Source organism: Methylobacterium sp. UNCCL125, from assembly GCF_900116795.1.
Taxonomy (GTDB): domain Bacteria; phylum Pseudomonadota; class Alphaproteobacteria; order Rhizobiales; family Beijerinckiaceae; genus Methylobacterium; species Methylobacterium fujisawaense.
In genome coordinates this window covers 1-25865 of sequence record NZ_FPBW01000051.1, presented here as the reverse complement: position 1 = coordinate 25865, position 25865 = coordinate 1, and the positions used below count along the sequence as shown (strand labels likewise).

General features: G+C 69.9%; 31 protein-coding genes. 19 read left to right on the top strand and 12 right to left on the bottom strand.

Features of this window, described 5'->3' with window-relative positions; translation table 11 throughout:
* Both BM396_RS30305 and BM396_RS30300 read left to right on the top strand, forming a co-directional pair.
* On the top strand, positions 1–397 hold a 397-nt coding region (locus tag BM396_RS30305), incomplete at its 5' end, for a transglutaminase-like cysteine peptidase (protein WP_091995272.1).
* Between the two features lie 103 nt (positions 398–500).
* Positions 501–827: a hypothetical protein gene (locus BM396_RS30300; protein ID WP_043387534.1), complete on the top strand. Its 327-nt coding sequence runs from the start codon at positions 501–503 to the stop codon at positions 825–827.
* A gap of 101 nt (positions 828–928) precedes the next feature.
* Here the strand turns inward: BM396_RS30300 and BM396_RS30295 are convergent, their stop codons facing one another.
* From BM396_RS30295 to BM396_RS30280, 4 genes are read right to left on the bottom strand one after another with little or no spacing between them, the layout of a single operon-like run.
* Positions 929–1411, bottom strand: coding sequence for an arsenate-mycothiol transferase ArsC (locus BM396_RS30295; RefSeq protein ID WP_043387536.1), 483 nt, complete (start codon positions 1409–1411; stop codon positions 929–931).
* Between the two features lie 23 nt (positions 1412–1434).
* Positions 1435–1917 (bottom strand): UPF0262 family protein, encoded by a 483-nt coding sequence (locus BM396_RS30290; RefSeq protein ID WP_043387537.1) that lies wholly within the window; start codon positions 1915–1917, stop codon positions 1435–1437.
* Positions 1918–1927: 10 nt separating this feature from the next.
* A complete protein-coding gene (hisD, locus tag BM396_RS30285) occupies positions 1928–3223 on the bottom strand; it encodes a histidinol dehydrogenase (protein ID WP_043387540.1) in 1296 nt (431 codons plus the stop codon).
* 21 nt (positions 3224–3244) lie between these two features.
* Positions 3245–3691, bottom strand: a complete 447-nt coding sequence (locus BM396_RS30280; protein WP_043351500.1) for a DUF2948 family protein — start codon at positions 3689–3691, stop codon at positions 3245–3247.
* 197 nt (positions 3692–3888) lie between these two features.
* Between BM396_RS30280 and BM396_RS33575 the strand changes: the two genes are divergently transcribed.
* Entirely contained in the window at positions 3889–4281 is a 393-nt protein-coding gene (locus BM396_RS33575) for a hypothetical protein (protein ID WP_081948769.1), read from the top strand.
* Here BM396_RS33575 and BM396_RS30270 read toward each other — a convergent pair.
* The 3 genes from BM396_RS30270 to BM396_RS30260 all read right to left on the bottom strand — a co-directional run bounded on the left by BM396_RS30270 (position 4254) and on the right by BM396_RS30260 (position 6493).
* The gene (locus BM396_RS30270; protein ID WP_043387542.1) at positions 4254–4646 is read right to left on the bottom strand and encodes an alpha/beta hydrolase family protein; all 393 of its coding nucleotides are present in this window, start codon (positions 4644–4646) and stop codon (positions 4254–4256) included. The genes BM396_RS33575 and BM396_RS30270 overlap by 28 nt on opposite strands.
* A 279-nt stretch (positions 4647–4925) precedes the next feature.
* Positions 4926–6215: a UDP-N-acetylglucosamine 1-carboxyvinyltransferase gene (gene murA, locus BM396_RS30265; protein WP_043357121.1), complete on the bottom strand. Its 1290-nt coding sequence runs from the start codon at positions 6213–6215 to the stop codon at positions 4926–4928.
* An 86-nt stretch (positions 6216–6301) separates the two neighbouring features.
* Positions 6302–6493 carry a hypothetical protein gene (locus BM396_RS30260; protein WP_043387544.1) on the bottom strand — a complete coding sequence of 64 codons (192 nt, stop codon included), beginning with the start codon at positions 6491–6493 and terminating at the stop codon, positions 6302–6304.
* 314 nt (positions 6494–6807) lie between these two features.
* On the opposite strand from BM396_RS30260, the gene hemA reads away from it, so the two are divergent.
* From hemA to BM396_RS30220, 8 genes are all read left to right on the top strand, one after another.
* On the top strand, positions 6808–8103 hold the full coding sequence (gene hemA, locus BM396_RS30255) for a 5-aminolevulinate synthase (RefSeq protein WP_043357125.1): 1296 nt from the start codon (positions 6808–6810) through the stop codon (positions 8101–8103).
* Between the two features lie 342 nt (positions 8104–8445).
* Positions 8446–9243, top strand: coding sequence for an inositol monophosphatase family protein (locus tag BM396_RS30250; RefSeq protein ID WP_043357127.1), 798 nt, complete (start codon positions 8446–8448; stop codon positions 9241–9243).
* 279 nt (positions 9244–9522) lie between these two features.
* Positions 9523–10068 (top strand): adenine phosphoribosyltransferase, encoded by a 546-nt coding sequence (locus tag BM396_RS30245; protein ID WP_043387545.1) that lies wholly within the window; start codon positions 9523–9525, stop codon positions 10066–10068.
* A gap of 169 nt (positions 10069–10237) precedes the next feature.
* On the top strand, positions 10238–10372 hold the full coding sequence (rpmH, locus tag BM396_RS30240; RefSeq protein WP_007558110.1) for a 50S ribosomal protein L34: 135 nt from the start codon (positions 10238–10240) through the stop codon (positions 10370–10372).
* 79 nt (positions 10373–10451) lie between these two features.
* Positions 10452–11054: a ribonuclease P protein component gene (gene rnpA, locus BM396_RS30235; RefSeq protein ID WP_043387546.1), complete on the top strand. Its 603-nt coding sequence runs from the start codon at positions 10452–10454 to the stop codon at positions 11052–11054.
* Complete coding sequence (gene yidC, locus BM396_RS30230; protein WP_043387547.1) at positions 11044–12900, top strand: membrane protein insertase YidC; 1857 nt, start codon at positions 11044–11046, stop codon at positions 12898–12900. The genes rnpA and yidC overlap by 11 nt, the downstream gene beginning before the upstream one ends.
* Positions 12901–12913: 13 nt before the next feature.
* Complete coding sequence (gene yihA / locus BM396_RS30225) at positions 12914–13567, top strand: ribosome biogenesis GTP-binding protein YihA/YsxC (protein ID WP_043387550.1); 654 nt, start codon at positions 12914–12916, stop codon at positions 13565–13567.
* Positions 13564–13947, top strand: a complete 384-nt coding sequence (locus BM396_RS30220) for a DUF423 domain-containing protein (RefSeq protein WP_043387553.1) — start codon at positions 13564–13566, stop codon at positions 13945–13947. The genes yihA and BM396_RS30220 overlap by 4 nt, the downstream gene beginning before the upstream one ends.
* Here the strand turns inward: BM396_RS30220 and BM396_RS30215 are convergent.
* The gene (locus BM396_RS30215; RefSeq protein WP_043387556.1) at positions 13944–14621 is read right to left on the bottom strand and encodes a metallophosphoesterase family protein; all 678 of its coding nucleotides are present in this window, start codon (positions 14619–14621) and stop codon (positions 13944–13946) included. The genes BM396_RS30220 and BM396_RS30215 overlap by 4 nt on opposite strands.
* A 224-nt stretch (positions 14622–14845) precedes the next feature.
* Positions 14846–15340, bottom strand: coding sequence for a pilus assembly protein N-terminal domain-containing protein (locus BM396_RS30210; protein ID WP_043357447.1), 495 nt, complete (start codon positions 15338–15340; stop codon positions 14846–14848).
* A gap of 298 nt (positions 15341–15638) precedes the next feature.
* Here BM396_RS30210 and BM396_RS30205 point away from each other — a divergent pair, with 298 nt between their 5' ends.
* From BM396_RS30205 to BM396_RS30195, 3 genes are all read left to right on the top strand, one after another.
* The gene (locus BM396_RS30205) at positions 15639–15803 is read left to right on the top strand and encodes a Flp family type IVb pilin (protein ID WP_012320434.1); all 165 of its coding nucleotides are present in this window, start codon (positions 15639–15641) and stop codon (positions 15801–15803) included.
* Positions 15804–16000: 197 nt separating this feature from the next.
* Positions 16001–16552 carry an A24 family peptidase gene (locus tag BM396_RS30200; protein WP_051045115.1) on the top strand — a complete coding sequence of 184 codons (552 nt, stop codon included), beginning with the start codon at positions 16001–16003 and terminating at the stop codon, positions 16550–16552.
* A gap of 63 nt (positions 16553–16615) precedes the next feature.
* Complete coding sequence (locus BM396_RS30195; protein ID WP_043387558.1) at positions 16616–17350, top strand: M48 family metallopeptidase; 735 nt, start codon at positions 16616–16618, stop codon at positions 17348–17350.
* A gap of 32 nt (positions 17351–17382) precedes the next feature.
* On the opposite strand, the gene BM396_RS30190 is transcribed toward BM396_RS30195, so the two are convergent.
* Positions 17383–17757, bottom strand: coding sequence for a hypothetical protein (locus BM396_RS30190; protein ID WP_043387560.1), 375 nt, complete (start codon positions 17755–17757; stop codon positions 17383–17385).
* A 240-nt stretch (positions 17758–17997) separates the two neighbouring features.
* On the opposite strand from BM396_RS30190, the gene BM396_RS30185 reads away from it, so the two are divergent.
* From BM396_RS30185 to BM396_RS30170, 4 genes are read left to right on the top strand one after another with little or no spacing between them, the layout of a single operon-like run.
* Entirely contained in the window at positions 17998–18486 is a 489-nt protein-coding gene (locus tag BM396_RS30185) for an invasion associated locus B family protein (protein ID WP_043387567.1), read from the top strand.
* Between the two features lie 23 nt (positions 18487–18509).
* The gene (locus BM396_RS30180; RefSeq protein ID WP_091995275.1) at positions 18510–19184 is read left to right on the top strand and encodes a hypothetical protein; all 675 of its coding nucleotides are present in this window, start codon (positions 18510–18512) and stop codon (positions 19182–19184) included.
* The gene (locus BM396_RS30175) at positions 19066–21219 is read left to right on the top strand and encodes a glycosyltransferase family 2 protein (protein WP_244539010.1); all 2154 of its coding nucleotides are present in this window, start codon (positions 19066–19068) and stop codon (positions 21217–21219) included. The genes BM396_RS30180 and BM396_RS30175 overlap by 119 nt, the downstream gene beginning before the upstream one ends.
* Positions 21216–22838 (top strand): glycosyltransferase, encoded by a 1623-nt coding sequence (locus BM396_RS30170; RefSeq protein WP_043387563.1) that lies wholly within the window; start codon positions 21216–21218, stop codon positions 22836–22838. The genes BM396_RS30175 and BM396_RS30170 overlap by 4 nt, the downstream gene beginning before the upstream one ends.
* A 6-nt stretch (positions 22839–22844) precedes the next feature.
* On the opposite strand, the gene purC is transcribed toward BM396_RS30170, so the two are convergent.
* Together purC and nth are read right to left on the bottom strand one after the other, a co-directional pair.
* Positions 22845–23639 carry a phosphoribosylaminoimidazolesuccinocarboxamide synthase gene (gene purC / locus BM396_RS30165; protein WP_043350657.1) on the bottom strand — a complete coding sequence of 265 codons (795 nt, stop codon included), beginning with the start codon at positions 23637–23639 and terminating at the stop codon, positions 22845–22847.
* 230 nt (positions 23640–23869) lie between these two features.
* Positions 23870–24550, bottom strand: a complete 681-nt coding sequence (gene nth / locus BM396_RS30160) for an endonuclease III (protein WP_043387572.1) — start codon at positions 24548–24550, stop codon at positions 23870–23872.
* Positions 24551–24765: 215 nt separating this feature from the next.
* Here nth and BM396_RS30155 point away from each other — a divergent pair, with 215 nt between their 5' ends.
* Complete coding sequence (locus BM396_RS30155; RefSeq protein ID WP_043387564.1) at positions 24766–25287, top strand: DUF2244 domain-containing protein; 522 nt, start codon at positions 24766–24768, stop codon at positions 25285–25287.
* Positions 25288–25865 lie beyond the last annotated feature (578 nt).

Below are 25865 nucleotides of genomic sequence, written 5' to 3'. Positions count from 1 at the left end.
CTGGGCGACGATCGTGTCGGTGAACCGGCGGGTCAACAAGGCGGTCGAGCCGATGACCGATCAGGACCACCTGCACGTGGCCGACCGGTGGGATCTGGCCGAGGACGGCATCGGCGACTGCGAGGACTTCCAGCTGCTCAAGCGCCATCTGCTGGCCCAGGCCGGCCTGCCGCGGCGGGCGATGCGCATGACCGTGGTGATCGACGAGAAGGGCGAGGGCCACGCGGTGCTCACTCTGATCACCGACCGGGGCGACCTGGTGCTCGACAACAAGACCAACGCGATCCTGCCCTGGCACAAGACCGGCTACGTGTTCATCAAGCGCGAGAGCCAGGACGCCGTCGCCTGGGTCTCGCTCGGCGGCGTCACCTCCCCGGTCACCACCGCCAACCGCTGATCAAGGCCCACCTCCGGCAGTGGAACCCGCGCCGCGGGCACCACATCTTAACGGATTGATAACCCTGCGCCGCCACTCTGTCGGGTGACGGAGTGCCTGAACGATGCCGCGAGCCCGCCACGTGATGCCGGCCCCGCTCCTCGCGATCGTCCTCGTCGCCGCGGCCTGCGGCACCGCGCGGGCCGCGAGCGAGACCGAGCTCCGCCACGCTGCGTGGCGCGACTGCGTCAGCCGCAACTTCGGGATTCAAGCCGCGCTGACGGACCGGGATCTGGCCGTAGACGCTGCCTTCCGCGCCTGCCGCAGCGCCGAGGACGCCTATCTCGCGACGCTCGCAGACTCGCCGCTCCTCGACGGCGACGACGTCATTCGCGCCCGGCCGCTCCTCGCCGGCCGGATCCGGGCCTGGCTGGTGGGCGATCGCGGCTGACGCGGCGGACCCGCGGAACCCCGCGCGCGACAGTCCGCAGGCACGGCATCGGCGATCCGCCGGTCGGCGATGCGCGATCGTCAGGAAGAGACGCCGCCCGCCTACGCCTTCAGACGGGCCTTGATCCGCCGGGTGAGCCCGTCGCGGACCTCACGATAGGCCTCGAGACGCTGCTCCCGGGACGCGTCCTGCACCAGCGTGGGATCCGGGGTCGGCCAGTATTCGACATCGGCCGCGAGCGTGTGCGTCAGGGCCAGCGCCCGGTGATGGGCCTCCGGCGCCAGGGTGATGATCAGGTCGAAGTTCAGCCCCTCCCAATCCTCCAACTCCTCGATGGTGCGGGGGCGGTGTCGGCTGGCATCGATCCCGATCTCGTCGAGGGCCGCGATCATGAACGGATCGGTGGGCTCGCCGGACCGGACTCCGGCCGACTGCACATAGGTGGACTTGCCGAAATAGGCGCGCGCGATCGCTTCCGCCGCGACGGAGCGCACGGCGTTGTAATTGCACATGAACAGGACGGACTGCACCCGCCGCCTCTTCGGAGAGGCGTCGGGAGGAGGCTCTGGAACGGGCTCAGCCATCGCCGGTCGGCGCGGAGGGCGCCCTAGCCCTTCCAGTGCAGCGCGAAGATCAGGGTGAACAGGCGGCGGGCCGTATCGTGGTCGAGGTCGACCTTGCCGTCGAGCCGCTGCTTGAGCGTCTCGGACGCCTCGTTGTGCAGGCCCCGCCGACCCATGTCGATCGCCTCGATCTGCGATGGCGAGGCGGTGCGGATCGCGTTGTAGTAGCTCTCGCAGATCATCTCGTAGTCGCGGATCACCCGACGGAATGGCGTCAGCGACAGGAGGTGCGTCATCACCGGCTCGCCCTCCACCGTGGTGATGGCGAAGGACAGCTTGTTCTCGACGAGGCCCAGCGTCAGGGCGTAGGGGCCCTCTCGGCCCGGGATCGCGAAGACATTGTCTTCCAGGATGTCGAAGAGCGCGATGGCCCGCTCGTGCTCCTGATCCGGGTTGCCGCGGGCAATGGACGCCTCGTCCAGGCTCACCTTCGCGAGGCGGTTCGGCCCGCGCTGCTTCTCCGCCATCCCCAAAACCTCACAGGTTCAACCGGATCGCGACGGAGCGGGCGTGCCCCTCCAGGCCCTCGGACCGGCCGAGGTTTATCGCCGCCGGGCCGAGCGCCCGCAAGCTCTCCGGCGTGCAGGCGAGGATCGTCGTCCGCTTCATGAAGTCGAGCACCCCGAGGCCGGAGGAGAACCGGGCGGACCGGGCGGTGGGCAGGACGTGGTTCGGGCCGCCGACATAGTCGCCGATCGCCTCCGGCGTGTGCGAGCCGAGGAAGATCGCCCCGGCATTGCGCACCTTGGCGGCGAGCGCCTCCGCATCCTGCGTCTCGATCTCCAGGTGCTCGGGGGCGAGGCGGTCGACGAGTGGGACGGCCTCGTCGAAGGTCCGGACCCGGATGACGGCGCCGTAGTCGCGCCAGCTCGCCCGGGCGATCTCCTGACGGGGCAGGGTGGTGAGGGCGCGCTCGACGGCCACCTCAACGGCGTCCGCCAGGTCTGCGCTGTCGGTGATCAGGATCGCCTGGGCGGCGACGTCGTGCTCGGCCTGCGCCAGCAGGTCGGCGGCGACCCAGTCCGGGTTGGCGTGGCCGTCGGCCAGGATCAGCACCTCGGAGGGGCCGGCGATCATGTCGATCCCAACCTGGCCGAAGACCCGGCGCTTGGCCGCGGCGACCCAGGCATTGCCGGGCCCGACGACCTTGGCGACGGGAGCAATGGTGGCGGTGCCGTAGGCGAGGGCGGCCACCGCCTGGGCCCCGCCCACCCGGTAGACCTCGTGGACGCCGGCGAGCTGCGCGGCGGCCAGGACCAGCGGATTGATCTGGCCGTCGGGGGTCGGCACGACCATGACGAGCCGCGGCACGCCGGCGACGCGGGCGGGGAGCGCGTTCATCAGCACCGAGGAGGGATAGCTCGCCGTCCCGCCCGGGACGTAGAGCCCCACCGATTCGAGCGCCGTCCAGCGCCAGCCGGCGGTGACGCCCAGCGCGTCGGTGGCGCGATGGTCCGTGGGCCGCTGCGCGCGATGGAAGCTCTCGATCCGCTCCGCGGCGAGGCGCAGGGCCTCGAGGGACTCCTGCGGACAGGCGGCGACCGCCGCGGCGATCTCCGCCTCGGTGACCCGCAGGTGCTCGGCGGAGAAATCGGTGCCGAGCCGGTCGAAGCGGCGCGTGAAGTCGACCAGGGCCGCGTCGCCGCGGGCGACGACGTCGGCGATGATGGCGCGGACCGCTTCGTCCACGTCCTCGGCGATCTCACGCTTCACCGTCAGGAGATGCGCGAAGGCGGTGGCGAAATTCGGATCGCTGCTGTCGAGCCGGACCATCGGAAAGCTCTCTGTCTCGCGTCAGGCCGCCGGGCCGGCGGTCGTATCGGTATCGATGTCGTGGCCGGGACGGGTGGCCGATTCCCAGACCGGGCCGAGATCCTTCATCCGGACCTCGATGCACTCGACCTCCAGACGAAGGGCCGCACCGCCCGAGAAGACGAGATCGATGTGACCCGACGGCGCATCCGTCTGTTCGAAGGTCAGGGCAAGCAGGCTCATCGGCGTGGCGTCGCCCGGCTTCAGGCCGCGGCTCTTCACGCCCCGGACGCGCTCGATGTGCAGGCCGGCGAGGCGCCGCCGGGGCGGGGCGTCCGGTGTCCAGTCGAAGCGTCGCACCGCCATGAGGAAGCGCTGCTCACCGGCGAGATAGGTCAGATCCTCCGGCCGGAGGATCGCGTCCTGCAGGTGGGCTGAGATCACGGTCAAGTCCTCGATGTCGAGGGCGGCGAGCTTGAGCAGCTCCATGCAGAGGGTCCTCGGCGAACGCGGGGCGTGGGCCGGTCGGCGAGGGGCCCCGCGGCAGGGCGTAGGTAGCGGCGCAGCCCCGTTCGGGCAACGCCCGACCTGAGGATGCCGGGTGCGGACGGGGCACAGGCTCGACCCAGCGCCGTGGACTAGAGGCGGAGCGGACGCATCGAAGCAGGGTCGAGGCAGGGTCGAGGATGGCCAAGTTCACGACGCACGCGACTCTAGCGGCGCTGGCCCTGGGGATTTACGCGGCTGGTCCCGCGGGTGCGCAGGTCGGCCCCGACGCGCGGCCCTACATCTACGGCCGACCGGGTCCGGACCGGGACGTCTACGCCCCGCCGCCCCGAGATCGCCGGCCGCCACCGCCCGCCGACGATGGCTACGGCTGGCCTCCGCCCCCGCCGCCATTCGACGATGCGTCCGACCGGATCCGGCCTCAATGGCGCACCGGCCCGGGGCGGTCGTGGGATGACAGCGTCTGCGTGACCGCCCGCGGCACATGCCTGACGCGCCCGGCGCCGCCCAATGCGCCCTGCGGCTGCGACATACCCGGCTTCGGCTACAGGCGCGGGCAGATCGAGGATTGAGCATCCGCTGTCGCGCATGACCTGCGGGGCACGGCCCGCCTCGGCCGCCGCGTCCGGGGGCTCTCGGCGTGGCCGCCGAGATGCCGGGCCAGGATGGCCTCCGCCCGGGCATAGAGAGCGAGGCGGTTCTCGGGCCGCACGAAGCCGTGGCCCTCGTCCGGGAACAGCGGATCGGTCACCGTGAGGCGCTTCGCATCGAGGGCTGCGACCCTCTGGTCGGACTCGGCCTGCTTCACCCGGGGGGCGGTGGCGCTCTGCGCGATCAGGAGGGGCGCCCGGATCCCGCCGGCCCGGTGAACCGGCGAGCGCGCACGCATCTGGTCCAGCCCCGCCGCGGTGTCCGGATCGCCGATCGCCCGGATCACCTGCGCGCGGAACGCCTCCCCGTGAGGGGGCTCGTCTGGCTGACCCGGACGAGCCCGGCCGCGCCGCCCGGGAAGGGCTTCAGGTCCCGGTTTGTCCCGGCGATCGACCGCACAGACGTGCCGGTTCTCGTCTCCGCCGCCATTCGGCAGATCGAGCAAAGGCCGCCCGGCCTGGGCCCCGCCGTAGAACCGGATCCCGCGCCCCGGATCGGCGGTCAGGGTTCAGACGACATCGGCGGCCCGCCGAAGTCCATCGACGTCCCGGACCGCAGGGGTCGCTCAGGCCCGGACGCGCTCGATCTGCGCGCCGCAGCGGCCGAGCTTGGCCTCAAGCGCCTCGAAGCCGCGGTCGAGATGGTAGACCCGGTTGATCTGGGTCTCGCCTTCGGCAGCGAGGCCCGCGATCACCAGGGACACCGAGGCGCGCAGGTCGGTGGCCATGACGGGTGCCCCCCTCAGCCGCTCCACGCCCTCGACGATGGCGAGGTCGCCCTCGAGGCGGATCTTCGCGCCGAGCCGGGCCAGTTCCTGCACGTGCATGAACCGGTTCTCGAAGATCGTCTCGCGGATATGCGACTGGCCCTTGGCCAGCGTCATCAGCGCCATGAACTGCGCCTGCAAATCCGTGGGGAAGCCCGGGAACGGGTCCGTGGTGACGTCGACCGCCGCGATGCCGGCGCCGTTGCGGCGCACGCGGATGCCGCCCTCGACCGGGGTGATCTCGGCGCCCGTGGTCGACAGGATGTCGAGGGCCGCGTGCAGCAGATCGGCCCGCGTATCCTTCAGGACGACGTCACCGCCGGCCATCGCGACCGCCATGGCGTAGGTGCCGGTCTCGATCCGGTCGGGCAGGACCGCGTGGCGGGCGCCGTTCAGACGGGCCACGCCTTCGATCTCGATATGGGGCGTGCCGGCGCCGCGGATCTTCGCGCCCATCTTGTTCAGGCACTCCGCGAGGTCGACGACCTCCGGCTCGCGGGCGGCGTTCTCGATCACCGTGGTCCCGTAGGCGAGCGCAGCCGCCATCAGCGCCACATGCGTGCCGCCGACCGTGACCTTGGGGAAGACGATCTCGGCGCCGCGCAGGCCGTTCTTCGTGCGGGCGACCACGTAGCCGGCGTCGATCTCGATCTCGGCCCCGAGCTTCTCCAGGGCCATGATCAGCAGGTCGACCGGCCGGGTGCCGATGGCGCAGCCGCCGGGCAGCGACACCTTGGCCTCGCCGAACCGGGCGAGCAGCGGCGCGATCACCCAGAAGCTCGCCCGCATGGTCGAGACGAGGTCGTAGGGCGCGGTGGTGTCGATAACGTTCGAGGCGGTGAGCCGGATGGTCTGGCCTGTCTCGGTGGTCTGACCGGGGCGCTTGCCGACCACCATGTGGTCGACGCCGTGGTTGCCCAGGATCCGCGTCAGCGCGGCGATGTCGGCGAGCCGCGGCACGTTGATCAATTCCAGCGTCTCGCCGGTGAGCAGGCTGGCGATCATCAGCGGCAGCGCCGCATTCTTGGCGCCCGAGATCGGGATCACGCCGTTGAGCGGCGCGCCGCCGGTGATGTGGATGCGGTCCATCGTGTGTCCTTGGGCGGCGCATCCCCGATGGCGCGCGGCCGGCCGTGCTGATCGCGGGCGCGGAAGCGCCCAGGCTTGGCCGTGCCCTATAGACTGGATTTGTCGGAATCAGGACCGTTGATCGCGGCCTCGGACGTGCAGGACCGGTCCGCGTCCGGAGCCGGTCTCGTTTCGGTCCGGCCCCGATCCTGCGCCTTGCGGCGCCGCAGGTTCTGCCGCAGGGCCGCCTTCAGGCGCTCCGTGCGCGCATCCTTCGCGTCCGTCTTCGCGTCGGTCATGGCGCGACCCTTGGTCGCCGCAAGCTCGGGACACGGGCGTTCCGGTGGGAGGAGCCATCTGCGGGTAGAGACATGGGATTCGGAAGGGCGCCGGAGCCAAGTTCGAAGGGAAAGATCCTGACGGACGCTACCGGGTTCGTGCCGCCCTCTCAACGGATGCAACGCAGCGATGTCGGAACCTTACCTTGAACCAGTTCCAGATCCGCGCGTATCTTCCGGTCCTCACGCGAAGGACTGACCGAGGCCAGACCTCAGATCGCGGGACCCGGCGCTTCAAGGCGCCGCCCGCGTGGCCGAAACGCGAAGGACGCTCGATGACCGTGACCCGGATGCCCAGCACGACGCTCGCCCCAACGGGATCGACGCGCGCCGGTTCCGGCTACGAGCGCTACTTCCGCGGCGCGCTGGATCAGCTGCACGGCGAGCGGCGCTACCGTGTCTTCGCCGATATCGAACGCATTTCCGGGCGGTTCCCGACGGCCAAGTGGCGTCAGCCCGACGGCAAGACGACCGAGATCACCGTGTGGTGCTCGAACGACTACCTCGGCATGGGCCAGCACAAGGAGGTGGTGGCCGCCATGACCGAGACCGCCGCCCGCTGCGGCGTGGGCGCGGGCGGCACCCGCAACATCGCCGGCAACAACTCGCCCCTCGTCGATCTCGAGCGCGAACTCGCCGACCTGCACGGCAAGGAGGCGGGTCTCGTCTTCACCTCGGGCTATGTGTCGAACCAGGCCGGCATCTCGACCATCGCCAAGCTGATTCCGGATTGCCTGATCCTGTCCGACGCCTTCAACCATAATTCGATGATCGAGGGCGTGCGCCATTCAGGCTGCGCGAAGAAGATCTTCCGCCACAACGATCTCCAGCATCTGGAGGAGCTGCTCCAGGAGGCCGGCGACCGGCCGAAGCTGATCGTCTTCGAGTCGGTCTACTCGATGGATGGCGACGTGGCGCCGATCAGCCGGATCTGCGACCTCGCCGACCGCTACGGCGCGATGACCTATCTGGACGAAGTCCACGCCGTCGGTCTCTACGGTCCGCGCGGCGGCGGCATCGCCGAGCGCGACGGGGTGATGCACCGGGTCGACGTGATCGAGGGGACGCTGGCCAAGGGCTTCGGCTGCGTCGGTGGCTACATCACCGCCTCGGCGGCGATCTGCGACGCCGTGCGCAGCTTCGCGCCGGGCTTCATCTTCACCACCGCGCTGCCGCCGGCCGTGGCGGCGGCGGCACGGGCGTCGGTGCGCTACCTCAAGCGTTCCAGCGCCGAGCGGGAGGCGCACCAGAGCCAGGCGGCGGCCACCAAGGCGGCCCTGGCCGCGGCGGGCCTGCCGATCCTGGAGACCGAGACCCATATCGTGCCGGTGATGGTCGGCGATGCCGAACTGTGCAAGGCCGCGGCCGACCACCTGCTGGAACACCACGGCATCTACATCCAGCCGATCAATTATCCGACCGTTCCGCGCGGCACCGAGCGCCTGCGGATCACGCCGTCGCCGTTCCACGACGCGGCGCATATCGAGCGCCTCGCCGCGGCCCTCAGCGAGACCTGGGAGGCGCTGGATCTGCCCCGGGCCGGCACGGTCTTCGTCGAGGCCGCCGAGTAGGGCCTCGGGTCTCCGTATCGACCGCCACGGCCTGGCCCCATCGAGGGGCCGTGGCCTCTATCACAGGGCGCGATCGGCTCACCCTTCCGGCTGAGGGAGGATAGGTTCCGGATCAGGCGTGCCGGTGACGCGCGCTCAGGTCGCGCCGCCTCCGGCTGACGCACGCCCCTCATCCCGTCCCTCTCGCCCGAGGGACGGGATGAGGGGCGACGACGATCCGTGGGACCCGGTCCGGGCCGGCCCCCCCCCCGCCGCACGGCGCCCATGTCCTGCCCCCATCTCGTCTTTTCCGGCGCCGGGCTGTAACGACGGCGTCAATCCTCACCCGCGAAAAGTCCGACCATGATCTCCTCCCCGCTCATGACCGTGATGGTCGATGCCGTGCGCAAGGCCGCGCGCGGCCTGCGCCGCGACTTCGGCGAGGTCGAGAACCTGCAGGTCTCGCGGAAGGGCCCGGGTGACTTCGTCTCCGCGGCCGACCGCAAGGCCGAGGAGGTGCTGCGCGACGCCCTGATGAAGGCGCGCCCGGGCTACAGTCTCGTGCAGGAGGAGAACGGGATCATCGAGGGGACCGACAAAAGCCACACCTGGCACATCGACCCCCTCGACGGCACCTCGAACTTCCTGCACGGCGTGCCCCATTTCGCCGTCTCGGTCGGCCTCGAGCGCGAGGGCCAGATCGTCGCCGGTGTGATCTTCGACCCGATCAAGGACGAGCTGTTCGTCGCCGAGCGCGGGAAGGGGGCCTATCTCAACAACCGGCGCCTGCGCGTCTCCGGCCGTCAGGACATGGCCGACGCGCTGGTGGGCTACGGAACGCCCTATCTCGGTCGCGGCAGCCATCCGCGACTCCTGCGCGAGCTGGGCGCCGTCATGGCGGTGGCCGGCGGCACCCGCCGGATGGGATCGGCGGCTCTCGACATGGCCTATGTCGCCTGCGGGCGCCTCGACGCCTATTGGGAGCGCGATCTCCAGACCTACGATTTCGCCGCCGGCGTGATCCTGGTGCGCGAGGCGGGCGGCTTCGTGACCTCCGCGGATGGCGCCGCCGAGCCGCTCGCGCCCCGGTCGGTGGCCTGCGGCAACGAGGAGCTGCACCGGGAACTCGTCGCCATCCTCAAGAAGGTCCAGGCGGCCTAGCGGCCCGTCATCCCGGGACCGCGCGGCGGAGACCGGGATCGAGGCCCGCCGACGCGCCGCGTCTCGACGCCCGCGGCGATCAGGGATTGCCCGCCTCGGGCGGGCTTCCTCGGAGCCAAGCGCGCCCGCGGCGACCGGACCGCTCGCGCCGCGTGGGACGGTCGCCGGACCGCCGGGACGCACCGAATGCGGCCTGACCCGCCCGGCCTGCCGCCGGAAACTGGTCAGGACCGCAACCTTCTGCTTTAAGCCCGCGGTTCTCCACGGAAGGCCGAACGCATGGAAGCCCGCCGCCACGTCGCGCTGAAGGAATCGATCCGCTCGATTCCCGATTACCCGAAGCCCGGGATCATCTTTCGCGACATCACCACGCTGCTCAGCGACCCGCGCGCCTTCCGGCGGGCGGTGGACGCGCTGGTTCACCCCTATGCGGGCGGGCAGATCCACCAAGTGGCCGGCATCGAGGCCCGGGGCTTCATCCTGGGCGGGGCCATCGCCCATCAGCTCTCCTGCGGCTTCGTGCCGATCCGCAAGAAGGGCAAGCTGCCCCACACGACGGTTTCGATGGCCTACGCCCTCGAATACGGCACCGACGAGATCGAGATCCACGTCGACGCGGTCCGGCCCGGCGACAGGGTGCTCCTCGTCGACGATCTGATCGCCACCGGCGGCACCGCCACGGCGGCGGTGAACCTGCTCCAGAAGATCGGCGCCGAAATCGTGGCCGCCTGCTTCGTCATCGATCTGCCCGAGATCGGCGGGGCCCAGCGCCTGCGCGACATGGGCGTCGAGGTGCGGACCCTCATGCAGTTCGAGGGGCATTGAGCCCCGCCGAACGTTGACTTCGCGGGACCCATCCGCCATAAGCCCGCCACTCGCGACGTGGCGCCCCGCATGGGCGCCCTTCGTGTTTGCAGACAACCAAGGACGCGTGAAGGTCGGGTGCGGCATCAGCCGCCCGCGAGCGCGCCTCGACCTTTGAAGGCTCTGAGCCATGAAGAGAACCTACCAGCCGAGCAAGCTCGTCCGTAAGCGCCGCCACGGTTTCCGTGCGCGCATGGCCACCGCCGGCGGCCGCAAGGTGATCGCGCGCCGTCGCGCCCACGGCCGCAAGCGCCTGTCGGCCTGAGGCCGGATCCTCTCGGGCGCGGACGCCTTCGCGCATCCGCGCCGTGAGGCAAGTGGTATCGGCCGGGATCGAACCATCGATGGCGACGATCGAGCGGCTCAAGAAACGACCCGACTTCCTGGCTGCGGCCGAGGGGCGTCGCTTTCACACCGAGCGCATGACCGCGCAGGGGCGCCTCCGGAATCCGGAGGCCTGCCCCGGCCTCCGTCTCGGTTTCACTATCACGAAGCGCGTGGGTCACGCGACGGAGCGCAACCGCATCCGGCGCCGTCTCCGCGCCGCGTTGGGGCTGGTCGCGGCCGATCTGCCGGCCGAACTCGCGACCCTGCCGGCCGACATCGTACTGATCGCCCGGCGCCCGGCGCTGGACGCCCCCTTCGCGTCGCTGGCCGAGGACCTGCGGCGTGCGATCCCGACGGTGACCCGGCCTGCGGCGCCCCGGGGCGACAGGCCGTCCGGCCGATCCGGCAACCGGCGGTCCAAGGCCACACCTCAAACCTCATCTCTCCAGCAGGAAGCGGGCGCCTCCGCGCAGCCCGCGCCCTCCGGCCGCGCCGACATCGGCCCGTCGCAGGGGTGCGACAGAGATCACCGAATCACCGGCGCGCGCAGGTCCCCCGGGGCCGGCGCCGGTCTTGATGCCACTCCGAACGCGTGCGGCGGTGTCCCTGATGGGCAATGACAAGACGAACATGTTCGTGGCCATCGGCCTGTCGCTGCTGGTGCTGCTCGGGTGGCAGTACTTCGTGGCCGGCCCGCGCATGGAGCAGCAGCGGCTGATCGAGGCCCAGAACAAGGCCGCGCAGCAACAGCAGCCCCCGGGCGTGACCCCGGACGGCGTGCCTTCGCCGTCCCCCAAGGAGGGCGGCCCGGCCGCGCCGGTGCCCGGCACGCTGCCCACGCCGCAAGGCGGCCCGATCTCCCGCGAGGCGGCGCTCGCCCGCTCGCCGCGCATCCGGATCGAGACCCCGGCGCTGTCCGGCTCGATCGCCCTGAAGGGCGGCCGCGTCGACGACGTGTCGCTCAAGAACTACCACGAGACCGTCGACCCCAAGAGCCCCGAGATCGTGCTGTTCTCGCCGGCCGGCAGCGAGACGCCCTATTACGCCGAGTTCGGCTGGGTCGGCGCCAATGCCGGGCCGCTGCCCAACAACGACACCCTCTGGACCAGCGAGGGCAAGACGCTCCAGCCGGGCATGCCCGTGACCCTGACCTGGGACAACGGCGCCGGCCTCGTCTTCAAGCGGATCATCGCGGTCGACGACAAGTACATGTTCACGATCCGCGACGAGGTCGAGAACAAGGGCTCGGGTGCGATCACGCTCTACCCCTACAGCCTCGTCTCCCGCTGGGGTAAGCCGCACACCCAGGGCTATTACGTCCTGCACGAGGGCATGATCGGCTATCTCGGCAACGACGGGCTTCAGGAATTCACCTACGACAAGCTCGCCAAGGAGGGCGCCTACGGCGGCGCCAACACCAAGGGCAAGGCCTGGACCGGCGTGACCGGCGGCTTCGTGGGCATCACCGACAAGTACTGGGCGGCTGCCGCGATCCCCGATCAGGACACGCCGTATACCGGCGCCTTCACCGACCGGACCGACGGGACCACCAACGTCTATCAGGCGAGCGTGCGCGGCGACGCCGTGAACGTGGCGGCCGGCACCTCCGTCACCGCGACGCAGCGGCTGTTCGCGGGCGCCAAGGAAGTCAACGTCATCAACAACTACGAGAAGGACCTGGGCATCAAGCACTTCGATCTGATGATCGATTGGGGCTGGTTCTTCTTCATCACCAAGCCGATGTTCCGGGCGCTGGACTTCTTCTATCACCTGTTCGGCAATTTCGGCGTCTCGATCCTGGTTGTCACCTTCTGCCTGAAGCTGCTGTTCCTGCCGATCGCGAACCGGTCCTACGTCTCGATGGCCAAGATGAAGGCCGTTCAGCCGGAGATGGCCGCCATCCGCGAGCGCTACAAGGATGACCGCCTAAAGGCGCAGCAGGCCACGATGGAGCTGTACAAGAAGGAGAAGATCAATCCGGTCGCCGGCTGCTGGCCGGTGCTGATCCAGATCCCGGTCTTCTTCGCGCTCTACAAGGTGCTGTTCATCACCATCGAGATGCGGCACGCGCCGTTCTTCGGCTGGATCCACGACCTCGCGGCGCCGGATCCGACGAGCATCGTGAACCTGTTCGGACTGCTGCCCTTCCCGGCGCCCGACTTCGTCCACCTGGGCGTCTGGCCGCTGATCATGGGCGTGACGATGTTCGTGCAGATGAAGATGAACCCCGCGCCGCCGGACCCGGTCCAGGCGCAGATCTTCACCTTCATGCCGATCGTGTTCACCTTCATGCTGGGGTCGTTCCCCGCCGGCCTCGTGATCTACTGGGCCTGGAACAACACGCTGTCGGTGATCCAGCAGTACGTCATCATGCGCCGCAACGGCGTGAAGGTGGAGCTGTGGGACAACCTGCGATCGACGTTCCGGCGCGGCAACGGCGCCAAGACGGCCGCCACCAAGAGCTGACAGGCAATGTGCCGTGACTGAAACCAACGACGATGCGGCCGACCTTCTTGAGGCCGGCCGCCTTCTCTTTGCCGGCGCCGCCGACTTCTACGCGGCTGCCCAGACGCTCGATCGGCTGCCGCCCATGGAGGGCGTGGAGATTGCCTTCGCGGGACGGTCGAACGTCGGCAAATCGAGCCTGATCAATGCCCTCACCGGGCGGAACACCCTGGCGCGGACCTCGCACACGCCCGGGCGCACGCAGCAGCTGAACTTCTTCCGGATCGGCGAGCGCCTGTCCCTCGTCGACATGCCCGGCTACGGCTACGCCGCGGTCGAGAAGGCCAAGGTCGAGGCCTGGACGCGGCTGATCCATTCCTACCTGAAGGGGCGCGCCAGCCTCGCCCGCGTGTTCATGCTCATCGACGCCCGGCACGGCTTCAAGTCGATCGATACCGATGTGCTCGACGGCCTCGACAAGGCCGCGGTGAGCTATCAGGTCGTGCTGACCAAGGGGGATTCCCTCAAGAAGGGCGAGGTCGCGAGCCGCATTGCCGGGATCGAGGCCGGGCTTGCCAAGCGTCCGGCGGCCTATCCGCAGGTGATCCTCACCTCAAGTCGGGACGATTCCGGCGTGCCGGAGCTGCGTGCGGCCATCGCCAGGCTCCTCGTGGAGCGCGGCGCGTGAGTGTTGCGGGTGTCGATCGTGCGCTCGCGGCGCTCGCCTGCCTCGCCGGCCTGCTCGGTGTGGCGTTGAGCGCCGCCGCCGCGCATATCCCCGGCGCCGATTCGCTGAAGACGGCGGCGCAGTTCCTGCTGTTCCACGCCCCCGCCATTCTGGCGCTCATCGGCTTCGGCACCGCCGGCCTTGCCCGGACCGGGCTTGCCCGGACCGCTTCGGGGCTTCTGGTCCTCGGTCTGATCCTATTCTGCGGCGACCTCTCGGTGCGCACGTGGCTCCAGCGCCCGCTCTTTCCGATGGCTGCGCCCACTGGCGGCGTCGTCCTGTTGGGCGGTTGGCTCGTCGGGATCCTGTGCGCCCTCGTCCCCGCGCGTCGAACCGTCTAGGCCGGCGCCCGGACCTGCAGGAAATGCAGCGCCGGGCCCTGCGCGGCGGAGAAGACGCCTGCCGTGAGGGCTCCCCCGTAGACCGCTGCGGTGTCGAGGTTCGTGCGGAACCGGCGGATTTCGGGCCGTCCGTTGCGCTGGGGGGTATGGCCATGGACCACGTGGCGGCCGAAATCGTGGTCGCCCTCCAGGAACGGCTCGCGGATCCAGAGCCGATTGTGATCGTCCGGATCCGGGATCGCCGCGCCGGGCCGGAAACCGGCATGGACGTACCAGCGGGCGTCATCCCCATGCAGGGTGGGGAGACCTTCGAGCCAGTCGAGGGTGTCGCGTGGCAGATCGCCCGCCTCCCGGGCGCCGAAGGAGGCGAGCGTCGCCTCCCCGCCGTTGTAGAGCCAGTGTTCCGCGGCCTGAGGGGTCTGCAGCGCATCGAGCAGCATCCGCTCGTGATTGCCCATCAGGCAGATGACATGCTCGGGCTCGGCCCAATTCAGCCGGCTCACGGTGCGGAGAACCGCGGCGCTGTCCGGCCCGCGGTCGATATAATCCTCGAGGAAGACGAGGCGGCGGCCGCGGTCGGCGGCATGGTCGGCGATCCGCTCCAACAGCGCATCGAGGAGGTCGGCGCAGCCGTGGATGTCGCCGATGACATAGGTGAGCGGACCGGATTCCATCGCGCCATCGTCCACCGGGCCGTCCCGCTCCGCAAGGGCACATGATCGGGACGGGCTGCTCCCCGTCGCCGGGTCAGCCTCAGCGCGTGGCGATGGTCCGCAAGGCCGTCGCCGACCAGAGCGGCGCTGAGGGGCGCCCCCGCATCGACGGCGGGTGGCGATGTGGTGCCCGCGACATCGGCCGCGACGTCACCCGCGCGTCTTCGCTCCCGGATCCGGTTCGATCAGTGATCGGCCGCCGGAACTGTTCCGGCGCCGCCGCCGGTCGCAAGCTTGCGGCGCGCGTCGGCCTGCCCGCTGGTCGTGCCGAAATAGCTCGCCGAGTCGCCGAGCTGTACCGACGGTTGGCAACTCGGCGTGCAGGACAGGGATTCCCGGTCGAGACCGCGCTGGACCGTGATGGTCGAGTCCCGCGACGCCTCGACCCGGATGGTCGTCTCGGCGATCATGGCGCCGCCGTTGTCGAGGGCGATGAGATTGGTCGATCCGAAGCTCTTGCCGGTGAGCACGAGGACGCCGTTCTTCTGCGGCGTCACCTCGGCGATGATCGGATTCCCGACGATGATGGTCGAGGTCTTCTCCGGCAGGCGGAGGACCTTGGCATTGTCCACCAGAACGGTCACGACCGGCAGCAGCTCGGGCTGACCCGCCACGGCTGTGGCGCCCGTCATCAGGACGATGAGGCCGGCTCGGCCCGCAATCGACAGGGTGCGGCGCATCGGGTTTCCTCAAGACGACGGGTAGCGGACGAGATCCGACCCGAAGCCCGAGGCTATCGCGGGATGGGTGAAGGAAGCGCTAAGCAAGACCAAGAGTCCGCGCACTGCCGTATCGAAGAAACCCAACCTTCACCAATCTCGCAACGAGACGGCATTTTACGACGCTCCGGGATCGATTTAACCGATTTTCAAGGCGAAATCGCCAGTCTGTGCAGGCCGCCGATCGAGACAAGAAAAATCTTCATCGGTCATCGCGCAAGTTTTGCCTCGCTCTATGTTGATCGAAGGATCGCTCTCCATGAAGACCCTGTTCACGCGCTTCGCCTCGGACGAGTCCGGTGCCACCGCGATCGAGTACGGCATGATCGCGGCCCTGATCGCCGTCGCCATCATCACCGCGCTGAAGACCGTTGGCACCAGCCTCACCAGCAAGTTCAGCCAGATCTCCGGCAACCTGAACTAAGCGAGACGGCTCTGATCTGCGGCAGGTGCGAGACACCCCGGCTCTCGGCGAGAGACCGGGGGCTCGGCCGGCCGGGATCGTTCTCGTTCGCGGCGGCACAGGCCGTCTGGTAATGCGCGGATCCATTCCGGCCGACGGATGGCCGGGTCGGATCGTTGGCCGGTGATGCGACAGGTTTCGACGAAATGGGCGCCGAGATGGTCGGTTCAGCGACGGCAAGCCTCGGCCTGACAGGTCTGGGCCCGGCCGGATTCGGCCTGTTGATCCTCTTCCCGTTCCTGATGGCGTACGCAGCCGCCAGCGATCTTCTGACCATGCTGATCCCGAACCGGATCTCCCTCGGCCTCGTGGCGGGGTTCGCGCTCCTCGCCCTGACGGGCCCGATGAGCTGGGCCGAGATCGGCTTCCATTGCGCGGCCGGCGCGGTCGTTCTGCTCGTCACCTTCGCGCTCTTCGCCTTCGGTGTCATCGGCGGCGGCGATGCCAAGCTCGCGGCCGCCACGGCCCTGTGGCTCGGCTTCGATGGACTCGGCGATTACCTGCTGGTGGCGTCACTGTTCGGCGGTGCCCTGACGCTGGGGATCCTGTTCGCGCGGACGCATCCGCTGCCCGTCCGGATTGCGCGCATGCCGTTCGCACTGCATCTGCACGACGCCAAGACCGGGATCCCGTACGGGATCGCCCTGGCGGCGGCCGCTCTCCTCGTCCTGCCCGACACCGACGTCTGGACCCGGGCCCTCGCTGGCTGAAGCCGTGGCGCTTCGGGCCGGCGGGATCTGGAGCCGCGCGTCCGGCCCAGCTAGAAGTCGCGCATGCCCTTCGCGCTGCTGCGTCGCCCCGATCCCGATCATCTTGAGGTCCAGCACGAGGGGGCCAGTTTCCGCGTTGCCCTCCGGCGGCGGGAGACCGCGCGCCGCATCACCCTCCGGGTCTCGGCCGCCACCGGCGAGGCGGTGATCACCCTTCCGAGCCGCACCGCCGTCAACACCGCCCAGCGCTTCGCTGCGAGCCATGCGGGCTGGATCGCAACGCGTCTGGCCCGTGTGCCGGCTCGCGTGGCCTTCGAGCCTGAGTCCAGCCTGCCGCTCCGCGGCGAGCCTCACCGGATCCTCCAGCGCGGCACCCGCAGCGGTCCGGTACGGGTCGAGTGCGTCGCCGGAGAGCCGGCCATCTCGGTGTCCTGCGACGCAGCCCATGTGGCGCGCCGAATCCGCGACTTCCTGGCCCGTGAGGCGAAGCACGACCTCGCCGAGGCGATCGAGCGTTATGCGGTGCAACTCGGGCAGAGGCCGGTCCGCGTCACCCTGCGCGACACCCGCAGCCGCTGGGGCTCCTGTACGGCCCGCGGCGAGCTGAACTTCTCATGGCGCCTGATTCTCGCGCCGCCGATGGTGCTCGACTATCTGGTCGCTCACGAAATGGCCCACCTGCGCGAGATGAACCATTCCCCACGCTTCTGGGCTCTCGTGCACGCCCTCTGTCCGAACACCGACGCCGCCGAAGCGTGGCTCAAGCGCCACGGCACCGGCCTGCATCGGTACGGCTGATCCGCCGACCGGAGAAGACGGCGTGACCCGCGTCAGCCCTTTGCGCGCAGGACGCGCTGGCGCGCCACGGCGTCGGCCGGCCAGCTCGGGCGGGGATCGACCTCGCCGGGACTGAGGGTACGCGGCGCGACGCTGTCGCACACCTCCCGCTGGCGGATGATCACCGGGTTGCCGAACTCGTCACGCCGCCGGATGAGACCACCGTCCCGGCAATAGCCGGCGATCGCGGCATGTCCGTTGCGGCGGCCATACGGGTTCGCCGCCACCGGCGGATGCTCGATCACCAGCGTGTCGGTGTGATTGAGCGAGCGCTCGATGTAGGTGGTCTCCCCGACCGGCAGGGACTGGGCCCCCGCCTGCGCGAGGGTGGCCATCAAGCAGGCGGCCGAGAGAGTGAGCAGGCGCATCACGGCGGGATCCGGCGCAGGAGGAGTGTTCGATCACAATCTAGGCCGCAGACACCCGCGCGGGTAGCGCCGACGCGCAACACCGCGACCGCATCGCTTGACAGCGCGGGCCGGACCATGGTCGGAACACGCCCGATTGTACGGCTCCCGCCGGTCCTCGGCCGGAGCGTTCCGAAGGGATCGGTGGTGCCGCTTCACGCGAGGCTCGTTCGTTTCCGGCGCGCCGTCCGGCGCGCCGCGCTGCCGGTTTTCCTCGCCCTCGTGGCGGCCGCGCTCGTGCCCGCCGGGCCGGCCGCGGCCCAGGGTATGGTGCGCAAGACCTTCGAGGATTGGCAATTGCGCTGCGAGACGCCGGCCGGCGCGAAGGCCGAGCAATGTGCCCTCGTCCAGTATCTCGCCGCCGAGGACCGGCCGAATCTGACCCTGGTGGTGATCGTCCTGAAGACGGCCGACAACCGCGGCTACCTCCTGCGGGTGGTGGCGCCGCTGGGCGTCCTCCTGCCTTCCGGCCTCGGCCTCAAGATCGACCAGACCGATATCGGCCGCGCGGGCTTCGTCCGCTGTCTCACCACCGGGTGCGTGGCCGAGGTCGTGATGGATGACGGTCTGATCCGCCAGTTCAAGAACGGCACGCAAGCCACCTTCATCGTGTTCCAGACGCCCGAGGAAGGCGTCGGGATCCCGCTGTCGATGAAGGGCTTCGCGGCCGGGTTCGATAGCCTGAAATGACGGTGCCGCTCGGGAGCCGTGCGATGATCGGACTTCAAGACAGGACTCCGACGCGGTCCCCGGGCGTCTCCCGGCTGCCGAACGCGCTGCTCCGGCGGGGCGGTCTCGTGCTTGCCCTGTCCCTCGCCGCTGCGGCTCCGTGCCGGGCCGAGGAGGGGAACATCTTCTCCAACCTGTTCAAGTACGGAGGCACGACGGTGCCGCCGTCGCAGTCCGAAACCCTCGATCCACCCTATTGCCCTCCGGTGGAGGTCGTCGAGGGTGCCGCCGCCTCGCGAACCCTTGCGGGCGATACGGTGCGCACCCAGTACGCCCTCGCTCGGCTTGCCCGCGAATGCACGCGGCGTCAGGACGGCTCGATCACCGTCAAGGTGGGCGCGGAGGTCAACGTCCTGCTCGGGCCGGCCGGCGCGCCGGGCCGGTTCGAGGTGCCGGTGACGTTCCAGATCCGCTACAACGGCAAGGTCGTCTCAAGCCGCGCCGAGCGGGTCAGCGTCACGGTCGGACCGGGTGAGGCCCAGGGCTTTGCCACGGTCGTCGCCGATGATCTGCAGGTTCCTGCCGCGATGACGGCCGAGTATGACATCGCGGTGGGTGTCGGCGCCGGCAAGGGGGCCGGGAAGGCCGCTGCGAAGCCGCGCCGCCGGAAACCGGCGGTCGCCGCAGCCCCCGCCGGCGGAGGCGACGCTGCCCAGTGACGCCGCGGCACGCTTCGGCGATCCGAACCGACTGATTGCGAAGACCGGTCACGGCGAGATCTGGCTCGGCCGGGCGACGCGGTTTCGCCTCGAACCGGTGGCCGATCCCGAATACGACCGCCGCCTCGTGCTCCCCGATCATCCTGTCGGCTGGATCGTACTGAGCTACAGCGGCGATCCCGCGGCGCCACCCCGGCGCCCGATCCTCCGCGTCCTGCGGGGTCCGGACGATGCCGTTCAGGATTTCGTCCTGCCGGGCGCCTCTCAGGGACTCGCTCACTGGCTGGGGTTGATCCCCTCGGATGCGCGCGAGATCCGCCTCTCGGCCGGTGCCGACTTCGCTCTGGAGCGGGTCGGTGCCCGGCACGAGGCCGGCCTGCTCGCACAATGTCTCCTCCGCCGGCCCTGGCGCTGCCTCGCCGCGCTCTACGAGCGCGCCCGCGGCTCGGACCGGCGCTACCGGGACATCCTGCGCGGCACCTGCGCGGTAACGCCGATGGTCCGCTTCCCGTCCTGGGCCGCCGCCCGGACCCGGCCCGCCGGCCTTCCACCCTCCGCGCTGCGGATCGGCTGTCTCCTGCTCGCGCGACCCGGCGAGGCGGCGGTGCTGGGCGCCGCGCGCGACGCGCTGGCCGCGCAGACGCACCAGCCAGAGTGGGTCTCGGTCGCATGGTCGGGCGCGCCGCCTCCATCGGAGGACGGGCCCGTGTCTCACCGTGCCTGGGACGATGCTGCCGGCTTCGACGATCTTCTCCGCGATGCGGACGCCCTGTGCCTGCTACGCCCCGGCGACGTCCTGGAGCCCGAGGCCATGGCGCTGCTGGCCCACACCCTCTCGGACGCGGACATCGCCTACGGCGACGCGATCGGCCCCGACGGTCGCCCGCAGCTGAAGCCGGACTGGAGCCCGGATCTTGCCCTGGCGACGGGCTATCCGGGTTTCCCCCTGCTCCTGTCGAAGACGTGGCTCTCCGCAAGTCCGGGGCGCCCCGTCGGCCCGATGGAGGAGATCGGTTTGGCCATCGCGGCCGCCGCGACGACCCGCGCCGCGCGGGTGGCGCATGTCCCGCGGATTCTCGCCCGCACCGTCGGCGATGGGCTCGACGCGTCCGCCCGGGCGGCAGCCCTCGACGCGCGTCGATCCGGGTGGCCTTCGCTCCGTGCCGAGATCCACGACGGCGCCGTTCACCTCAAATGGCCGCTTCCGGATCCGGCGCCGCTGGTGAGCATCGTGATTCCCTCGCGCGACCGCCTGGACCTGATCACCCGCGTCTGCCGCGGCGTGCTCCACGAGACCGCCTATGCGGCGATCGAGCTGATCATCGTCGACAACGGTTCCACCGATCCCGCGGTGCTCGATCACTACGCAAGCCTGCGCGACGATCCGCGCGTGCGGATCCTCATGGACCCTCAACCCTTCAATTTCGCCGCGATGGTCAATGCCGGCGTCGGCGCGGCGTCGGGCGCGATCGTCGTGCTCCTGAACAACGATGTCGCCGTCCTGGAGCCTGGCTGGCTGGAAGCCATGGTCCGGCAGGCCTGCCGGCCGGATGTCGGGGCCGTCGGGGCAAAGCTTCTCTACGGCGACGGCACACTGCAGCATGCCGGCGTCGTCGTCGGCCTCGGCGGTCGGGCGGGCCATATCCTGCGCCGCCGGCCCGGGGACACGCCGGGCCATCTCGGCCGGCTGCGTGTGGCGCACGAGGTCTCGGCGGTGACGGCCGCCTGCCTCGCCGTCGCGCGCGACAAGTATCTGGCGGTGGGGGGCTTCGACGCCGAGTCCTTCCCGGTCGATTTCAACGACGTGGATTTCTGCCTGCGCCTCGGGGCCGCCGGCTGGAAGACGGTCTGGACGCCGGCCGCGACCCTGGCCCATCTCGAATCCGTCAGCCGCGGTCCCTCCGTCGGTGCCAAGCGCACGCGCTTCGAGCAGGAGGCGGCCCGCTTCTCCGAGCGCTGGCGCGCCGTGATCCGGCACGATCCGTTCTACCATCCCGCCCTGTCGGTCACGACCTTCGGCGAGGACTTGGAATGACGCCGTCGGACGGGGCATCGGGCCGTGAAGGCGGCCCGTATCACGGATCGCCGCGCCGCTCCTGGCGCACGCTTTTAGGGACAGCCCGCCAGATCCTCGTTCACCCCCGGGCCGCGGCTGCCATCGTGCGGGCGCGCCTGATGGGGAAGCGCCTGCGGGCCCGGCAAGCGCTCGCGGCCTTGATCGGAATCGACCACCGGCTTTCGCTGCCGCCCGCGATTCTCGACCGCTTCCCGCCGGCGCCGGCCGGTCCGGGGGACGCAATCCGTCTGATCGGTGACGGCATCCTCGTGACCGGCGCACCCGAGCGGATCGCCGCCCGCTTCGCCGCGGAGCCCGACCTCCAAGCCCTCTATGGCGATGCCCTCGTGCAGGAGCGGATCGGCGGTGTGGTGGTGCCGCTTCTGCCACCGGTCTTCGACGCCGACCGGCTCGTGGCGTTCGATTATCTCGGGCCCGTGTTGGCCTGCCGCGGCAGCGCCCTTGACCCGGCCGCCGCGCCCCGAAGCCCGGCTGAGGCCGCGTTCCGGATTGCCGAGCGCTTCGGCCCGGGCGCGATCGGCCATATCCCGGAGCTTCTGTCCGTGCGGCGTGCCGGACGTCCGGTCCCGCCGCCGGAAGGCGCGGGGGCGCGCGCGTCCCATCATGCGATCGTGCGGGATCACCTGGACCGAACGGGGCGGTCGGCCGTCCGGGTCGCGGTGGGGCCCGACAGCCTCGTGCAGGTCGAACATCCCCTTCCCGGGACCCGGCCCCTGGCCAGCCTGATCGTGCCGACCCGCGATCGCCTGGATCTCCTGCGCCCCTGTCTCGAAAGCCTGCGGTCTTGCACCGACTGGCCGTCGATCGAGATCCTGGTCTGCGACAACGACAGTCGCGAGCCGGAGACTCTCGCCTTTCTGCGCGCTTTCGAAGGGGAGGGGAGGGGGCATGTCGTGCCCTGTCCCGGGCCGTTCAACTTCGCCGCCATGAACAACGCGGCCGCGGCCCGCGCCCGCGGCCGGCTCTTGGTCTTCGTCAACAACGACGTCGAGGCGTTCCGGCCCGACTGGCTGTCTCTGATGGCCCGTGAGGCCCTTCGACCGGATGTCGGCGCCGTCGGCGCCAAGCTCCTCGACGGCGAGGGACGGATCCAGCACGGCGGCATCGTGCTCGGGACCGGCGGCCTTGTCACCCACGGGCACCGCCACTTCCCGGGGGACGCGTCCGGCTATCTGGCGGCGTTGCGCGTCACGCACGCGGTCTCCGCGGTCACGGCCGCCTGCCTGGCGGTCGAAGCGGACAAGTTCCGGGCGGTCGGCGGCTTCGACGAGGCGGTCTTCGCGGTGGACTTCAACGATGTCGATCTCTGCCTGCGCCTCAACGCGGACGGCTATCGCACGCTGCTGGTCCCCGGAGCGGTTCTGCACCACCGAGAGGCGGCGAGTCGCCGCTGGACTCCGGAGGCCCGCGCCCGCCACCAGCGCGAGATCGCGGCGCTGAAGAAGCGATGGGGGCCGCTACTGGTGCAGGACCCCCATTATCACCCGGGCTTCGATCCGGACCTCTCGACCCACGCCCGGCTGCGGCCGGGCTTTCCGGAGGCGGGGCCGACGCACCTGCGCCGCCCACCCGCCTGAACGCGCTTACTGGACGAGGCGCGGGCCGCTGCCCTGGACCTTCTCGTTCTCCGACATGATTCCAAGCCGCTTGGCGACTTCGGTGTAGGCCTCGATCAGGCCGCCGAGATCCTTGCGGAACCGGTCCTTGTCGAGCTTGTCGGAGGACTTGATGTCCCAGAGCCTGCAGGAATCCGGGGAGATCTCGTCAGCGACCACGATGCGCATCATGTCGCCTTCCCAGAGGCGGCCGGTCTCCATCTTGAAGTCGACCAGTCGGATGCCGACGCCGAGGAAGAGGCCCGACAGGAAGTCGTTGACGCGGATCGCCAGCGCCATGATGTCGTCGATCTCCTGGGGCGTCGCCCAACCGAAGGCCGTGATGTGCTCCTCGGAGACCATCGGGTCGTTCAGCGCGTCGTTCTTGTAATAGAACTCGATGATCGAGCGCGGCAGCTGGGTGCCTTCCTCCAGGCCCAGCCGGGTCGCCAGCGAGCCGGCCGCGACGTTGCGCACCACGACCTCGAGAGGGATGATCTCGACCTCGCGGATCAGCTGCTCGCGCATGTTGAGCCGGCGGATGAAATGAGTCGGCACGCCGATGTCGTTGAGGTGCTGGAAGACGAACTCGGAGATCCGGTTGTTCAGGACGCCCTTGCCGTCGATGACCTCGTGCTTCTTCGCGTTGAAGGCCGTCGCGTCATCCTTGAAGTGCTGAATGAGCGTGCCGGGCTCCGGCCCCTCGTAGAGGACCTTCGCCTTGCCCTCGTAGATGCGACGGCGGCGGTTCATAGGCGTGTACCGTGGTTTGAGGAAGTCCATGGGCCGAGGCTCCTGATGCGCGACGATTGGGAGGAATCCGCGGCGCGGCGACCGGACGCGAGGTCGGGCCGCCGGACGGCCTCTGCCCAAGGGCCCCGGCGACCGGCCGCCAAACTAGCGGAAGCGGGCTTCCAGCACAACGCGTTAGCCTGCAGGGCGGGATTGCGGAGGGCGCTCCGGACGTAGCCGGAACGCGGTTCGCGGTCGCGCCGCCGCCCAGGATCCACCGGTCAGGCGGACGTCTTGGACGGGTAGCGGCAGAGGTCCGCGATGAGGCAGCGCGGGCATTCGGGCTTGCGCGCCTTGCAGGTGTAGCGGCCGTGCAGGATCAGCCAGTGATGGGCGTGCCGGCGGTAGGGTTCCGGCACCAGCGCCTCGAGACCGGCCTGGACCTTATCGGTGGTCGAGCCGACGAAGAGGGGGATCCGGTTCGAGACCCGGAAGATATGGGTATCGACGGCGATCCGCGGAACCCCGAAGGCGATATTCAGGACGACGCTCGCGGTCTTGGCGCCGACGCCGGGCAGCACCTGCAGGGCCTCCAGGCTCGCCGGCACCGCGCCACCGTGCTGCTCCACGAGGATGCGCGAGAGGGCGACGACGTTCTTCGCCTTGGTGTTGAACAGCCCGATCGTCCGGACGAAATCGCGGACCCGGTCCTCGCCCAATGCCAGCATGGCCTCGGGTGTGTCGGCGACCGCGAAGAGCGGCCCTGTGGCGAGGTTGACCCCACGGTCCGTCGCCTGGGCCGAGAGCACGACGGCGACCAGAAGGGTGAACGGATTGACGTAGTGGAGCTCGCCCTTCGGCTCCGGCTCCGCCGCGTGGAAGCGGCGGAAGATCTCGGCGAGGGTGGCGGCATCGACCGCCTCGGGGGCGGTGTCGCCATGCCCCGAGCGTGCCGTCCCGATCGGACCGCCGCGGCGGACCGCGGCCGCGCTCTTCAGCGCGCTCTTCGAGACGACCGGATCCGCTTTCCTGGAAGCGCCCTTGGAAGCGCCCTTGGATGCGCGCTTTGGCGCGGCCCGGGACGGCGCCGTCGCCCGGATTGCGGCATCGCCACCGGAGCGATCCGTCACGGGAGTGGGAGTCTTTCTGGCGGACATCGGCGCGTTATATGGATCGCATGGCGAGCGGCAATCCTTCCGTCCATCCCTATGGGCTCGATCCAGACACGATCGACCGGCCCGTCTTCACCGCGACGATCCGGCCCCATCAATCCCTGAGCCGGCTCGGCTTCCGGGTGGTCATGACGGGCTGCTGCGCGGTCTCGCTCGTCGTCTCGATCTGGGCCTGGCGCATGGGTTTCTGGCCGGTGGCAGGGTTCTTCGGTCTCGACATGCTGGCGATCTACGCGGCCCTGAAAGTCAGCTTCCGCCGCGGGCGCTCCTTCGAGGAGGTCATGATCTCGCAGATCGAGATCCTGCTCGCCCGGGTGAGCCATCGGGGCGAGCGGCGCGAGTGGCGGTTCAATCCGCTCTGGACCAAGATCGAGACGGTGGAGGATGACGAGTACGGGCTTCAGCGCCTGACCCTGGTCTCACGTCGGCAGCAGGCGCTCGTGGCCCGGGATGCCGGGCCGGACGAACGGGCCCGGATCGCGCAGGGTCTCAGTGCGGCGCTCGCCCAGGTGAAGAAGGGCTACTGACCCAACCGCCGACGCCCTGCGCATCGCACACGAGACAAGCGAGCCTCCGCCGGGAGGTGCGCATAAAAATCGACGGCGTGTGTGACGGGGTGTTGACGGCCCGGAACGGTGGGCCTATACCCCGGCTCATCGGCGCCGGCCGCGGAAGTGGACCGGGCGCTGAGGCATCTTCTGACAAGCGGCGGGATTGGCCGGCGGGTTTAGCCGGGCGGTCTTCTGTTTTCTGCGAGATGCCGGCTCTGCGGCGGGCCGCTACGGCGGATCCGAGGTGGGGTTGACAGGAGGATCGGCGGGCTCTAGACGCCCTCCACCGCTGAGGCGGACCACTGAACAGTCGGTCCGGTATCACGGTTCCTCCAGTCGAGCAAGGGTCCCTCGGGCGTCAGCCCGGACGGTCTGTTGCCGGCGCGGGCTTCGGGTGACCGGAGCCGCTCTTTGACAAGTTGGAATTGAGGAAGGGAGACGCGGGCGGCGTTTGTCCTTGCGGCCAGGCCTTAGGGTCTGGCGTGAGAGACTTGTGCCGATCTGTTGTTCTTCTTTCTGAGCTCACCGACGGGTGTTTGGCGCTGTGAAGCGTT

What these genes read in the sequence shown, in the direction of transcription:
- BM396_RS30300 (WP_043387534.1), top strand. Translation starts at nt 501, where the DNA reads ATGCCGCGAGCCCGCCACGTGATGCCGGCCCCGCTCCTCGCGATCGTC.
- BM396_RS30295 (WP_043387536.1), bottom strand. Translation starts at nt 1,411, where the DNA reads ATGGCTGAGCCCGTTCCAGAGCCTCCTCCCGACGCCTCTCCGAAGAGG.
- BM396_RS30290 (WP_043387537.1), bottom strand. Translation starts at nt 1,917, where the DNA reads ATGGCGGAGAAGCAGCGCGGGCCGAACCGCCTCGCGAAGGTGAGCCTG.
- hisD (WP_043387540.1), bottom strand. Translation starts at nt 3,223, where the DNA reads ATGGTCCGGCTCGACAGCAGCGATCCGAATTTCGCCACCGCCTTCGCG.
- BM396_RS30280 (WP_043351500.1), bottom strand. Translation starts at nt 3,691, where the DNA reads ATGGAGCTGCTCAAGCTCGCCGCCCTCGACATCGAGGACTTGACCGTG.
- BM396_RS33575 (WP_081948769.1), top strand. Translation starts at nt 3,889, where the DNA reads ATGGCCAAGTTCACGACGCACGCGACTCTAGCGGCGCTGGCCCTGGGG.
- murA (WP_043357121.1), bottom strand. Translation starts at nt 6,215, where the DNA reads ATGGACCGCATCCACATCACCGGCGGCGCGCCGCTCAACGGCGTGATC.
- BM396_RS30260 (WP_043387544.1), bottom strand. Translation starts at nt 6,493, where the DNA reads ATGACCGACGCGAAGACGGACGCGAAGGATGCGCGCACGGAGCGCCTG.
- hemA (WP_043357125.1), top strand. Translation starts at nt 6,808, where the DNA reads ATGACCGTGACCCGGATGCCCAGCACGACGCTCGCCCCAACGGGATCG.
- BM396_RS30250 (WP_043357127.1), top strand. Translation starts at nt 8,446, where the DNA reads ATGATCTCCTCCCCGCTCATGACCGTGATGGTCGATGCCGTGCGCAAG.
- BM396_RS30245 (WP_043387545.1), top strand. Translation starts at nt 9,523, where the DNA reads ATGGAAGCCCGCCGCCACGTCGCGCTGAAGGAATCGATCCGCTCGATT.
- rpmH (WP_007558110.1), top strand. Translation starts at nt 10,238, where the DNA reads ATGAAGAGAACCTACCAGCCGAGCAAGCTCGTCCGTAAGCGCCGCCAC.
- rnpA (WP_043387546.1), top strand. Translation starts at nt 10,452, where the DNA reads ATGGCGACGATCGAGCGGCTCAAGAAACGACCCGACTTCCTGGCTGCG.
- yidC (WP_043387547.1), top strand. Translation starts at nt 11,044, where the DNA reads ATGGGCAATGACAAGACGAACATGTTCGTGGCCATCGGCCTGTCGCTG.
- BM396_RS30215 (WP_043387556.1), bottom strand. Translation starts at nt 14,621, where the DNA reads ATGGAATCCGGTCCGCTCACCTATGTCATCGGCGACATCCACGGCTGC.
- BM396_RS30210 (WP_043357447.1), bottom strand. Translation starts at nt 15,340, where the DNA reads ATGCGCCGCACCCTGTCGATTGCGGGCCGAGCCGGCCTCATCGTCCTG.
- BM396_RS30205 (WP_012320434.1), top strand. Translation starts at nt 15,639, where the DNA reads ATGAAGACCCTGTTCACGCGCTTCGCCTCGGACGAGTCCGGTGCCACC.
- BM396_RS30200 (WP_051045115.1), top strand. Translation starts at nt 16,001, where the DNA reads ATGGTCGGTTCAGCGACGGCAAGCCTCGGCCTGACAGGTCTGGGCCCG.
- BM396_RS30195 (WP_043387558.1), top strand. Translation starts at nt 16,616, where the DNA reads ATGCCCTTCGCGCTGCTGCGTCGCCCCGATCCCGATCATCTTGAGGTC.
- BM396_RS30190 (WP_043387560.1), bottom strand. Translation starts at nt 17,757, where the DNA reads ATGCGCCTGCTCACTCTCTCGGCCGCCTGCTTGATGGCCACCCTCGCG.
- BM396_RS30180 (WP_091995275.1), top strand. Translation starts at nt 18,510, where the DNA reads ATGATCGGACTTCAAGACAGGACTCCGACGCGGTCCCCGGGCGTCTCC.
- BM396_RS30175 (WP_244539010.1), top strand. Translation starts at nt 19,066, where the DNA reads ATGACATCGCGGTGGGTGTCGGCGCCGGCAAGGGGGCCGGGAAGGCCG.
- BM396_RS30170 (WP_043387563.1), top strand. Translation starts at nt 21,216, where the DNA reads ATGACGCCGTCGGACGGGGCATCGGGCCGTGAAGGCGGCCCGTATCAC.
- purC (WP_043350657.1), bottom strand. Translation starts at nt 23,639, where the DNA reads ATGGACTTCCTCAAACCACGGTACACGCCTATGAACCGCCGCCGTCGC.
- BM396_RS30155 (WP_043387564.1), top strand. Translation starts at nt 24,766, where the DNA reads ATGGCGAGCGGCAATCCTTCCGTCCATCCCTATGGGCTCGATCCAGAC.